The sequence below is a fragment of the Helicobacter cinaedi PAGU611 genome (assembly GCF_000284635.1).
Taxonomy (GTDB): Bacteria; Campylobacterota; Campylobacteria; order Campylobacterales; family Helicobacteraceae; genus Helicobacter_C; species Helicobacter_C cinaedi.
In genome coordinates, this window is sequence record NC_017761.1 from 902,614 (window position 1) to 915,798 (window position 13,185).

Annotated in this window: 9 protein-coding genes; 5 read left to right on the plus strand and 4 right to left on the minus strand. The window is 39.3% G+C overall.

Translation table 11 applies throughout. From position 1 onward, the window contains the following. Positions 1-23 precede the first annotated feature (23 nt). Both yedF and acnB read right to left on the minus strand, forming a co-directional pair. Entirely contained in the window at positions 24-641 is a 618-nt protein-coding gene (gene yedF, locus HCN_RS04550) for a sulfurtransferase-like selenium metabolism protein YedF (protein ID WP_002956739.1), read from the minus strand. 179 nt (positions 642-820) lie between these two features. Continuing rightward, a complete protein-coding gene (gene acnB, locus HCN_RS04555; RefSeq protein WP_014667549.1) occupies positions 821-3,400 on the minus strand; it encodes a bifunctional aconitate hydratase 2/2-methylisocitrate dehydratase in 2,580 nt (859 codons plus the stop codon). A 436-nt stretch (positions 3,401-3,836) separates the two neighbouring features. On the opposite strand from acnB, the gene HCN_RS04560 reads away from it, so the two are divergent. The 5 genes from HCN_RS04560 to HCN_RS04580 all read left to right on the plus strand — a co-directional run bounded on the left by HCN_RS04560 (position 3,837) and on the right by HCN_RS04580 (position 11,008). Further along, positions 3,837-5,285, plus strand: a complete 1,449-nt coding sequence (locus HCN_RS04560; RefSeq protein ID WP_014666697.1) for an aminotransferase class V-fold PLP-dependent enzyme — start codon at positions 3,837-3,839, stop codon at positions 5,283-5,285. 78 nt (positions 5,286-5,363) lie between these two features. Further along, on the plus strand, positions 5,364-7,166 hold the full coding sequence (gene typA, locus HCN_RS04565; RefSeq protein ID WP_014666698.1) for a translational GTPase TypA: 1,803 nt from the start codon (positions 5,364-5,366) through the stop codon (positions 7,164-7,166). Between the two features lie 39 nt (positions 7,167-7,205). Then, positions 7,206-7,832: an NAD(P)H-dependent oxidoreductase gene (locus tag HCN_RS04570; protein WP_014666699.1), complete on the plus strand. Its 627-nt coding sequence runs from the start codon at positions 7,206-7,208 to the stop codon at positions 7,830-7,832. A 12-nt stretch (positions 7,833-7,844) separates the two neighbouring features. After that, positions 7,845-10,223 (plus strand): ribonucleoside-diphosphate reductase subunit alpha, encoded by a 2,379-nt coding sequence (locus tag HCN_RS04575; RefSeq protein ID WP_014667550.1) that lies wholly within the window; start codon positions 7,845-7,847, stop codon positions 10,221-10,223. A gap of 20 nt (positions 10,224-10,243) precedes the next feature. After that, positions 10,244-11,008 carry a methyltransferase family protein gene (locus tag HCN_RS04580; RefSeq protein ID WP_002956733.1) on the plus strand — a complete coding sequence of 255 codons (765 nt, stop codon included), beginning with the start codon at positions 10,244-10,246 and terminating at the stop codon, positions 11,006-11,008. Positions 11,009-11,091: 83 nt separating this feature from the next. Here HCN_RS04580 and HCN_RS04585 read toward each other — a convergent pair whose 3' ends face one another. Beyond that, positions 11,092-12,156: a glycosyltransferase family 10 domain-containing protein gene (locus tag HCN_RS04585; protein WP_231996682.1), complete on the minus strand. Its 1,065-nt coding sequence runs from the start codon at positions 12,154-12,156 to the stop codon at positions 11,092-11,094. Continuing rightward, entirely contained in the window at positions 12,099-13,163 is a 1,065-nt protein-coding gene (prfA, locus tag HCN_RS04590; protein WP_002956731.1) for a peptide chain release factor 1, read from the minus strand. Before prfA ends, HCN_RS04585 begins: the two co-directional genes overlap by 58 nt. Positions 13,164-13,185 lie beyond the last annotated feature (22 nt).

Genomic DNA, 13,185 nt, shown 5'->3' on the forward strand with positions numbered 1-13,185 from the left:
CCATATACAATCCTATTATAAAATTAAAGAGAGATGAGACTATCGCTTGTTAGCATATTTTGCACACCATCTATGGCATTGCCTATCATACCGACTTTAAGGCGTTCCGTCAAAGCAAAATAGCTTAAGCACGAGCCGCAGGAATAAATCTCAACGCCCTGCTTTTCAAGCTCTTTTAACACTTCCACAATTTCTGCATTATCTACTTCTTTGTTATCCGTTGTAAGTAAAACACCGCGATTGATAAAGAGAATCTTATGTGGCAAAACTTCAGTTTGCAAAAGTGATTTGATAAAGCCATTTATCAGCATACCGCCAAGCTCCCCTTCGCCTACGCGATCATTTTTAATAAGCATCATTTTGGGAATGATCTTATCCTTAGATTCTTTGCTAAGCTTACCCACCTTACCTTTAAGAAAGATGATGAACTGCTCATCTCGCCCAAGCCCAATCTCAAACTCAAAACCTTCAGTCTTAAGAAAACGGCTAAGATTTTCCTTTGATGAAGGGGAATTACCGATAATTTCATAACTATGGAGTTTTAAGGAATGCTCATTGACACCAACGAGTGCTTTTTTAGCCTTAACAACAGGCTCAGGGCAGGGTAAATCACGCACATCAATTTGGATAGTATTATTCATAAAAATCCTTAAAAGGGGAGATTCTCGTTTGTAAAGTGGCATTATACATTAATTTTTAAAAGAAATTAGAAGTTTTTATGAGAGAAAGAGCTTGTATTGCGTGAAATTATGGCTTCAATGTGGAGCTAAATGAAAATATAAAATCTAGCCTTGTAGATTTAAGGCTAGATTCTAGGTATTTAGAGAGCAAAATCTTGCATAAGGTGGAAGTTGAGATAAGTATAGATATTTTCTTTCTTATCATCAATTTTTTGTGGGGCGATTTGTAGATACTCTTCAGCTGTTGGAAGCTTACCAAGCATAGCACACACTCCGCCAAGCTCCGCACTACCAAGATAGACTTGTGCACCTTTGCCCATTCTGTTATCAAAGTTTCGCGTTGAAGTAGAGAATACCACAGCATTATCTCGCACTCGTGCTTGATTCCCCATACATAGACTACAACCCGGAGCTTCAAGCCTAGCTCCTGCTGCACCAAAGAGTGAGAAATATCCCTCTTTTGTGAGTTGTTTTTCGTCCATTTTTGTCGGTGGGGCAATCCAAATTTGCGTTTTGCTTTGCCCTTCATTTTTGACAATCTCACCAAACGCCCTAAAATGCCCGATATTTGTCATACAGCTTCCAATAAAGACTTCATCAATACTTTTAGGTCGTTTTGGATTAGCGTGAATCTCACTCAAAGTCGCCACATCATCTGGGTCATTTGGACACGCAAGAATAGGCTCTTTAATATCAGCCAAATCAATCTCAATGATGGCTGCATACTCCGCATCGCTATCTGGCTCTAAAAGCACAGGATTTTTAATCCACTCTTTCATTTTATCTGCCCTGCGTTGCAATGTTTCGGCATTTTGGTAGCCATTTTTAATCATAGATTCTATAAGTTTAATATTTGAGCTAAGATATTCAATAATCGGCTCTTTATTTAGCCTTACACTACACGCTGCTGCACTTCGCTCCGCACTCGCATCACTTAGCTCAAAGGCTTGTTCAACTTTCAAATCACCTAAGCCCTCAATCTCTAGAATCCGTCCGCTAAAGATATTCTTTTTACCTTTCTTTTCAACGGTCAAAAGCCCTTGCTTAATCGCATAATAGGGAATAGCATTAACCAAATCACGCAGTGTAATACCCGGATTGAGCTTGCCTTTAAACCGCACAAGCACAGATTCTGGCATATCAAGTGGCATAGAGCCTGTAACCGCAGCAAACGCGATTAGTCCGCTTCCTGCTGGGAAACTAATGCCAATAGGGAAACGCGTATGAGAATCTCCGCCTGTCCCAACCGTATCTGGCAAACACATACGATTAAGCCACGAGTGGATAACGCCATCTTTTGGGTGCAGAGCAACACCACCACGCTCGGAGATGAAGTTTGGTAAAGTGGCGTGTAAGCTTACATCAGCTGGTTTTGGATAGGCTGCGGTGTGGCAGAAGCTTTGCAATACAAAATCCGCTCCAAAATTTAATGCGGCAAGTTCCTTAATCTCATCGCGTGTCATCGCACCTGTGGTGTCTTGGCTACCAACGGTTGTTGTCTTTGGCTCACAATAACTGCCCGGACGTACACCTTCAACGCCACAAGCACGACCTACCATTTTTTGTGCTAATGTATAGCCTTTTGTGCTTGGAGCTGGTTGTTTAGCTTCTTTAAACACGCTAGATTTGGGTAGCTTGAGATATTCCCTTGCCTTTGCGGTTAAGCCTCTGCCGATGATGAGTGGGATTCTACCGCCTGATCGGATTTCATCAGCGAGTGTTACGGGATTGAGCGTGAAAGTTGCTACAACCTCACCATTTTTGCTAATCTCGCCCTTAAGTGTGTCAATCTCAATAATATCGCCATCTTGTAGCTTACTCACATCAGCTACGATTGGCAACGCACCGCTATCTTCACAAGTATTAAAGAAAATGGGTGCAATTACGCTACCAATGACAATGCCACCACTTTTTTTATTTGGGATAAATGGAATCTCTTTGCCAAAATGCCACATAATGGAATTGCACGCAGATTTTCTACTGCTTCCTGTTCCTACTACATCGCCCACATAGGCTACAATGGCGTTATTTTCTTGTGCTTTTTTCTTGGCATTTTCAATGCGAGATTCAAAATTTTCTATACGACTTTTTAGCATTGCCTTAGCGTGAAGTGGAATATCACTTCGTGTAAAAGCATCTCCTGCTGGGCTTAGGTCATCTGTATTTGTCTCGCCATCAACCTTAAATACGCATACTTTAATCTTTTCTTGTAAGCCCTCTTTGCATTTAAACCACTCTGCATCTGCCCAAGACTGGATAATCTCCTGTGAAAGCGGAGTGTTTAAAGCAGCAATCTTTTCAAAATTATCATAAATTAAAAGTGTATGTTTTAAGGCTTCTGCACAGGCTTTTGCTAGATTGTTATCACTAAGAGAAAGCCCTTTAATGAGAGGAGCGACATTGTAACCCCCAAGCATTGTGCCTAGATATGTGATTGCTTCGGCTTGGCTAAAGCCCCAATCTTGCTTATTTTCAAGCAAGATTGCACCTAAAAACTCCGCTTTTAGCTGTGCTGAAGTATCAACGCCCGGATTCACTCTGTAGATAATAAGTTCCTTTGCAAATGCCTTATACTCGGCACTTACACTAGAATTTTTACACATTTCAATGGCATTTTGTGTTTGGGCTAGGCTCAAAGGCAAAGGTGGAATGCCTTGTGCAGTGCGTTCCTTGCTGTGTGTCTCGTAGTCTTTGATGAATTGCTCAAATTCTTCTCTCATTTGCGTTCTCCTTGCTTTTTTTGTGTTGTTATGTAGAAACCAAAACTCTGTATAATGGTTTGGCTCAAATTGTATAACAAAAATACCAAACAAGCAGGAAAGTAAAGTGAAAGTTATCCAAAAGTGAGCTTCAAAACTTCCCAAAATTCTTTTAAGTTATTTGTTTTTGTGTTGTGTTTGTGCGGATTTTAAGTCATTTTTCAAAGTAGTTTTTGGCTGATATATTCGTGTATATAGGCTTTTTGTATGTGGCACTTGGAAAATATGTTTAAAAGCGATACATAAAGTAACATTACAGACTTTTGGTAAGTTGTTGGTAGATTCTAAAGATTGCTAGATTTTATATCCAGATGAAAGCAAAGATTCTAAAATATCTGCGATTTTGTATGGGTTTGTGTAATGCTGTACGCAATAAGAAATGATAGGAGTAGGAATAATGCAGATTTATAAAAAGCGACATTATGATAGGCTTTTAGATTGTTTGTTTGCCCCGTTGCTTGATGATGGCGATTTGCTCACACAGCTACGGGCAAATACCATTCTTATTAAAGGACAGCGTTATTTTGATTTTACCGCTTCGGGTTTGGCGTATAAAAAGATTGAAAAACGCATAGATTCTATTTTGCCCTATTATGCTAATACCCATTCGCGTTTTGCCACGCATTCAGCATTTATGAGTATAATTTATGAAAGGGCAAAAGAGCGATTAAAAAGAATGTTGGGGCTAGATGATGAGTTTGTATTGATTGTTGGAGGGAGTGGAGCGAGCTTTGGGATTAAAAAATTCCAAGAGCTTATGGGGATATATATGTCTCCAAAGAGTTTGGCACATTTTGATTCATTTTTTCAAGGAAGTGAAGGCTTAGATGATAAAAAAAATTGTGTTTCACAAAATCCATTGCTTGAAAAACTGCGGGTATATGATAAGCAAACAAAGGCTTTAAATCTGCCTTATGTGTTGCTTAGTGGGTTTGAACATCATTCAAATGAGATAAGCTTTAGGGAAGGGCTATGTTATATCCACAAAATAGGCTTTGACAAGGCAGGGCTACCTGATGTAGGGCATTTGAAAAAGATATTGCAGAATCTTAAAAATGAAAAAATCATTGCGTCTTTAAGCGTGGCTTCAAATGTAACAGGATTGCTTACTCCCATAGAATCTTATAGCAAACTTTTGCGTGAAAATAAAGCCACTATCGCCTTTGATATGGCAAGCTCTTCATCTTATATGCAAGTAGATTCTCATTTGTATGATGCTGGATTTTTCGCACCGCATAAGCTTTTGGGTGGGGTTGGTTCGTGTGGGCTTTTAGCAATAAGAAAAAACTTATGCGATACGCAGATTCCACCAAGTTTTCCTGGAGGCGGGACAATGGAGTATGCTAGTGATATGACGCATTCTTTTATTGATGATGAGGCTTTAAGAGAGGAGGCTGGGACACCTAACATTTTGGGGCTACTGCGTGCGGCTTTGGCTTATTCATTGCGAAATGAGATTGGCTTTGCGTGGATAAAAAGGCGGGAAAAGGTGCTTACAGAGATATTCTTACACGAGCTAAAAAAGATTCCAGCGGTCAGTATTTATGGGGATTTAAAGGTGGAGAGACTCGGCATTGTGAGTTTTAATATTGGCTCAATCTCCCCTCTTAATCTTTCAATGCTTTTAAGCAAGAAATATGGCATACAGACGCGTGCTGGTTGTAGTTGTGCCGGTCCGTATGGGCATTATCTTTTAGGTAATGGGAGCAAGGATAAAAAGCCTATGTGGTTGCGAGTAAGTATCCACTACACACATACTTTGGAGGATATTGAATACCTTATAGAATCTATTAAATCTTGTGTAAAAATCCTTCGTGGTGAGACAGGAGAAAAATGGCAATTTTGATAAATATTTAATGATTATTAAGGGTAATCTATAATAGAATGTCGCCTTTAATTTTTTAAATGAAAGCAGAAAAACACAATGCAAAATATACGAAATATCGCTGTGATAGCACACGTAGATCACGGCAAAACTACACTAGTAGATGGGCTTTTAAGTCAGTCTGGGACATTTGGTGAGAGAGAGCAAGTTGATGAAAGGGTAATGGATTCTAACGATTTGGAGCGAGAAAGGGGCATTACAATCCTTTCAAAAAATACAGCCATAAACTACAAAGGCACAAAGATAAATATTATTGACACGCCCGGACACGCCGATTTTGGCGGGGAGGTGGAGCGGGTGCTAAAAATGGTAGATGGCGTCTTATTGCTTGTAGATGCACAAGAAGGCGTTATGCCTCAAACGAAATTTGTCGTCAAAAAAGCCCTTAGCTTTGGAATCCGCCCCATTGTTGTAGTCAATAAGATTGATAAACCTACCGCAGAGCCTGATCGCGTGGTAGATGAAGTGTTTGATTTATTTGTATCAATGGACGCCACAGATGAGCAGCTTGACTTTCCAGTAATTTATGCGGCTGTGCGTGATGGCTATGCGATTAAAGATTTAAATGATGCTAAAAAGAATCTTGAGCCATTATTTGAAGCGATTTTAGAGTATGTGCCGCTGCCTAGCGGAAGTGCTGATAATCCACTGCAAATGCAGGTTTTCACACTTGATTATGATAACTATGTAGGCAAAATTGGCATTGCGCGGGTGTTTAATGGACGCGTGAAAAAGGGTGAAAATGTAATGCTTGCAAAAAGCGATGGCGAGAAAGAGACAGGGCGTATCAGCAAACTCATCGGCTTTATGGGACTAGCAAGGACAGAGATAGAATCTGCTGAAGCGGGGGATATTGTAGCCATTGCTGGATTTAACGCCGTTGATGTGGGAGATTCTATTGTATGTCCTAATAATCCTATGCCACTTGATCCTATGCACTTAGAAGAACCCACAATGAGCGTGTATTTTGCGGTAAATGATAGTCCTTTGGCGGGATTAGAGGGCAAACATGTAACGGCAAATAAAATCAAAGATAGACTGTTAAAAGAAATGCAAACAAACATTGCTATGCGATGTGAAGAGATGGGTGAGGGGAAATTTAAGGTAAGCGGAAGGGGTGAGCTACAAATCACTATTTTAGCGGAGAATCTAAGGCGTGAGGGCTTTGAGTTTAGTATCTCACGCCCCGAAGTGATTGTGAAAGAAGAAAATGGCGTGAAAACTGAGCCTTTTGAGCATTTAGTCATTGACACACCGCAGGATTTTAGCGGGGCGATTATTGAGAAGCTTGGTAAGAGAAAGGCGGAAATGAAAGCTATGAATCCTATGAGTGATGGCTACACAAGGCTAGAGTTTGAAATCCCTGCACGAGGGCTTATTGGCTATCGTAGCGAGTTTTTGACAGATACAAAGGGTGAGGGGGTAATGAATCATAGCTTTTTAGAGTTTAGGGCATTTAGCGGTGGGGTAGAATCGCGTAAAAATGGTGCATTAATCTCTATGGAAAATGGTGAAGCAACAGGATTCTCACTCTTTAATATACAAGAGCGGGGTGTGCTATTTGTAGCCCCACAAACGAAAGTATATATCGGTATGGTAATCGGCGAACATAGCCGCGATAATGACTTAGATGTTAATCCCATTAAGGCAAAGCATTTAACAAATATGCGTGCAAGTGGGAGTGATGATGCCATTAAGCTTGTGCCACCGCGAGAACTGACACTAGAGAGAGCATTAGAGTGGATAGAAGATGATGAGATTTTAGAGGTAACACCGCAAAATATTAGAATCCGCAAGAAGATTCTAGAGCCAAATATGCGTAAGAGAGCAAAGGCGAAGTAGGGTTTTGTGTGTTGTTTAAATTTACATAAGGAGTAAGTGATGAATAAGTTTTTAGATTCTATATATTTCCGCCATTCGTGCAAACTTTTTGATGAGAATAAAAAGATTCCAAAAGAAGTGTTTGATGAGATTTTAGAAGTGGGCAGATTATCGCCAAGCTCCTTTGGGCTAGAGCCTACAAGATTACTTGTGTTGCGTAGCGATGAGGCAAAGGCAGCACTTCGTCCATTATGCTGGAATCAGCCTCAAATCACAACAGCAAGTGAAGTTGTAATATTTAAAAGTTTGCAAAATGACTTAGTCCCACCGAGTGAATACACAAAGCAAAATACCTTTAGACGCAAAATGGATTTGGGTGCGTATCAGGCATTTTGTGATCGTTTGGGTGGATACTTGAAAGAGCGGGGACTAGATTCTGGAGAATCTCTAGCACACTGGAGTAGCAAACAGGCTTATATTATGGCAACTTATATGGTAGCCTATGCGAGTTTCTTAGAGATTGATACTTGCTATATTGAGGGCTATGAGAAAAGAGCGGTAGAAAAGCTGTATGGGCTTGATCCATTTAAAGAGCAAGTGAGCCTTATTGTGTGCTTTGGCTATCGCGGCAAGGAACAGCAACCAAGATATAGAATCTCACTTGATGATTTGGTGGAATATAAGTAAGAAGGGGAAAGAATGCTAGATACAATCACAGTTGTTAAGAGAAATGGGCGTATAGAACCGCTTGATGTTTCAAAAATACAAAAACACACTTCTGCAGCAGTTGAGGGTTTAGAGGGTGTAACGCAAAGTGAGCTTGAGGTTGATGCGAAAATTTTATTTAAAGATAAGATTACGACAGAAGAGATTCAGCAGACTTTAATAAAAACAGCCGTGGATAAGATAGATGTTGATGCACCAAATTGGAGCTTTGTCGCGGCTCGTTTGTTTTTGTATGATTTGTATCATAAGGTAACGGGCTGGACGGGTTATAAAAAGCTTGAAGATTACTTCATTCAAGGGGAAAATGAGGGGCGATTGCTTCGTGGGATTAAAGAAAAATATGACTTAGCATTTTTAGATTCTCATATTAAGCCTGAACGCGATTTGCAGTTTAATTATTTAGGTATTAAAACGCTATATGATAGGTATTTGCTTAAAGATTCTAATAATCAGCCCATTGAGTTGCCCCAGCATATGTTTATGGCGATTGCTATGTTTTTAGCTCAAAATGAAAATGATTGTAATGCGTGGGCGGTGAAGTTTTATGATATGATTTCTCAATTTGAGGTGATTTGTGCGACACCAACTTTAGCAAATGCCCGCACAACGCGACATCAACTAAGTTCTTGCTTTATTGGTAGCACACCGGATAATATTGAGGGAATTTTTGATGCGTATAAAGAAATGGCACTTTTAAGTAAGTATGGTGGCGGTATAGGCTGGGATTTTAGCCAAGTGCGTGGGCTTGGAAGCTATATTGATGGACATAAAAATGCAGCTGGTGGCGTTGTGCCGTTTTTGAAAATAGCTAATGATGTGGCGATTGCTGTGGATCAGCTAGGTACACGCAAGGGAGCGATTGCGACATACTTAGAAGTTTGGCATAATGATGTGTTTGAGTTTATTGACTTGCGTAAAAATAGTGGTGAAGAGCGTAGGAGAGCGCACGATTTGTTCCCCGCATTGTGGATTTGTGATTTGTTTATGAAGCGAGTTGAGGCAAATGAGTTTTGGACACTTTTTGATCCTTATCAATGCCCTGAACTTACGGAATTGTATGGAGAGGAGTTTGAAGCAAAATACCTTGAATACGAACAAAATGAACATATCTTAAAACATCGTGTTGTGGCAAAAGATTTGTGGAAAAAGATTCTAACGAATTATTTTGAATCTGGTTTGCCATTTTTGTGCTTTAAAGATAATGCAAATCGTGCTAATCCAAATGGACACGCTGGGATTATCCGCAGCTCAAACCTTTGCACAGAGATTTTTCAAAACACGAATCCAAATCATTATGTTGTGGAAGTTGAATTTGATGATGGTTCAAAGGTGATATATGATGAAAAGCAAGAAGTAGAGCTTGATAATGGTGTGCGTAAGGCGGCAAATAAAATTACAAGCGTAGATTCTTTGCTGGGCAAAAAAGTCTTTATTACAACGCGTATTGCACAAGGTGGGGATACGGCAGTGTGTAATCTAGCGAGTGTGAATCTTAGTAAGATTCACACAAAAGAGGATATTGAGCGTGTTTTGCCTATTGCGATTAGAATGCTTGATAATGTGATTGATCTTAATTTTTATCCTAATCGCAAGGTAAAGGTTACAAATAAAAAAAATCGTGCCATTGGGCTTGGTGTGATGGGCGAGGCTGAAATGCTCGCGTGTGCTAAGATAGAGTGGGGGAGTGATGAGCATTTGGCAAAGATTGATGAAGTAATGGAACTTATTAGTTTTTATGCGATTAGTTCTAGCTCGGATTTAGCACAAGAAAAGGGTAAATATCCGCAATTTGATGGCAGTAACTGGAGTAAGGGGATAATGCCTATTGATTTGGCGAGTAAGGAGGCATTAAAGCTTGTTGATAGAGGTGGGCTTTTTTCGCAACAATGTGATTGGGAATCTTTGCGAAAAAAAGTAAAAACGCAAGGTATAAGAAATGGCTATCTTATGGCGATTGCACCTACAAGTTCTATTAGTATTCTTGTTGGGACAACGCAGACTATTGAGCCTGTGTATCGTAAAAAATGGCTAGAAGAGAATCTTAGCGGAATGATTCCTGTTGTTGTGCCTCATTTAAGTACAGATACTTGGAATTATTACATATCTGCGTATGATATTGATCAAACATTATTGATTAAGGCTGCGGCAGTTCGTCAAAAATGGATAGATCAAGGACAAAGCACAAATGTCTTTGTAAGGCTTGATAAGGCAAGTGGGAAAATGCTTAATGACATCTATATGCTTGCTTGGAGGTTGGGGCTAAAAAGCACTTATTATCTCCGCTCACAAAGTCCTGAGATTGAAAAAGATGATGTGATAGATAGAAGTGTAGAGTGTGTGAATTGTCAATAAGATAATTTAAAGGAAAGAATATGGCATTACAAGAAGAGCTAAAAACGCAAGGCGATATTTTGTTTCGTTATAGGAGCTATCTGCCTTTTTGTATTTTACCACTTTTTATTTTGGTAATTTTGACTTCCGAGACTTATTTGTATTGTGATGGGGTGTATAACACATCTTTGGTTATTGTTGCAATTTTTGTGGGATTGCTTGGGCAGGGGGTTAGAATCTGGGTGGCTGGATTTGTGCCTCGTGATACTTCAGGGCGTAATACAAGAGAGCAAAAAGCTAGTGTGCTTAATCATACTGGCTTATACTCTGTGTGTCGTAATCCACTCTACTTGGGGAATTTCCTAATGATGCTTGCACCGATTATTTTGCTTGGTAATTGGCTCTTTATTGTAGTTTTTGCTTTGAGTTTTTGGCTCTATTATGAGAGAATTATCTTTGCTGAAGAGAGTTTTTTGCGTGTAAAATTTGGTCAAGAATATATTGATTGGACTTTGAAAACCCCGCCATTTTTTCCAAAGTTAAGTGGTTATATTCCAAGTGATATGGACTTTTCCTTTCGCTCAATGATAAGGCGAGAATATAATTCATTTTTTGGCTTAACATCTTCGCTTTTTGTGTTTCACTATATAATTGCTGTGATTGTAAATTGGCAGAGGGGGGGGGGTGTAGAGTTTATTGCACCGGATTCTATTTTGACATATTTGTTTATTATCTCGGCTGTGTTTTATTTACTTATTCGTATTATGGTAAAGACAACAAAATTTTTTGAAGTGGAAGGGAGATAGGTTGGAGATAGGTTGCAATCATTGTATTTGTGATATAGCCAGAAAGCCTTATAAATGAGAAAGTTTCATAGCATCAAAAAGATTTAATATTTAATATATGTTCTAAGTTTTTGAATGGGTATTTTAAAAATATTTGCAAAGCCGTTGGCTATTTTTCTTGCTCTTTGGAATTTTTTATATCTTTTTTCAAGATTATATCGCCATTGTCCAAAACCCCTACGATAAGCCTTTTTGATAGGTTGGCTAAAAATATGGAGTAAAAAATTTTCAAGCCTTTCATCAAAAATCTCTTCGTGATTGGAATCTAAAAAACTTGGCTCTTTTAACATAGAGAGATAGGCTTCATCATCATTATCAAGTTTTTGTATTTTTTCAAGTGCTGTGTCAAAATCATTGACACTTTTAATATGTATAAAAGCCTTTGGATTTACCCCCCCCCCTCCCCCGCTTGAATCTAAAGGTTTGCTAACGCATTCATCTCCCCAATAAATAGGCACAGTTTGCGAACTAAGGGCTTGAATAAGCTTTTCTGTCGTGTAGCCATTGGTGTTTGAATTTTCAAAAGCAATGTTGAATTTCCCAATTGCAAGGAAGCTTGATTTGTCCTTTATGGGTTTGCCAATATTGTTTTTATACTTTCCGCCACTATCTATGTGTTTATATTGACTTAGGAAGTCAAAAAATTGTGTGCGTAGCTCATCTGCCTTGCCATTACTGACAACAAAAGTGCAGAATCTATCCTTGTTTTGTAATGTTTGTGTGTTTATTGCGAGATGTTTGTTTTTTGCTTTTTGCATATCCTTTGTATAGTGAAGATAGAGTGGATAACGCAAATATCTATCATCAAACTGTATATAATCAAACCCAATAGCATAATCGCAAAAATTAAAATCCGCCCGAACATTCTCGCCCGTGCTAAAGATTCTAATCCCATCATATTCAATATGTTTTTCACCCATAACAGAATAAAAAATATAGTCTGGATCTTTATCTGTGAAGATAAGATTGTAATGCTTTTTTAGAATCTTTACTATCTTTCCTTCAACCGCTCCATCGCAAAAATATACTTTTTTGATAGGCTTTTGCATTGCTATTCCACTGCACCCATAGCTTGACTTTGAGCGTGGGCGATGAGTGGATTGATACATTCATCAAGCAAACCACCAAGCATAATCTCTTCAAGGCTATAAAGTGTCAAGCCGATGCGGTGGTCTGTGAGACGATTTTGAGGGTAGTTATAAGTGCGGATTCGCTCACTTCTATCACCACTCCCCACTTGTGTTTTACGGGCTTCTTTGTTTTGGGCATTTTGTGCTTCAAGCTCGGCTTCATAAAGTCTGGCTTTTAGAATCTTTAAGGCTTTATCTTTATTTTTATGCTGGGATTTTTCATCTTGCATAGATACGCTTATGCCCGTTGGGATATGCGTGATTCTCACCGCTGAATCTGTCGTATTTACGCTCTGTCCGCCGTGTCCGCCACTGCGAAAGACATCAATTTTTAAATCGCTTGGATTGATATTCACCTCCACATCATCAACTTCAGGCATTATCGCTACGGTGATGGCTGAAGTGTGAATCCGCCCTTGAGATTCTGTCTCTGGGACGCGTTGGACGCGGTGGGTGCCACCCTCATACTTGAGCTTAGAATACGATCCTTGCCCTTTTATAAGCGCGATAACTTCCTTGTAGCCACCCACATTATTTTCACTTGAGCTGATAATCTCAACTTTCCACTTTTGTAAATCTGCATAGCGACAATACGCCTTAAATAAATCGCCCACAAAGATTCCCGCCTCATCTCCGCCTGTCCCTGCACGGATTTCAAGATAAATATTTTTACTATCATTGGGATCTTTTGGGATTAAAAGAAGTTTAATCTCTTCTTCAAGCTCTGCTTTTTTAGATTCTAGCTCTTTTAGCTCTTCCTTAGCAAGCTCTCCTAGCTCTTTATCTTCAAGCAAGGCTCTATTATCCGCAATGCCTTCAAGCACGGAAAAATACATTTTCGCACTTTGGACAATAGGCTCTATGTCGCTTTGTTCTTTGCTCAATTGTGTGAGTTGCTTGACACTGGATAGAATCTCTTGGGAAAGTAGGAGGCTTGAAATCTCATCATACCTTGCCACAATGGGCTTGAGTTTATCAACAAGCATTCAACCTCTTTGAAGTTAGTTA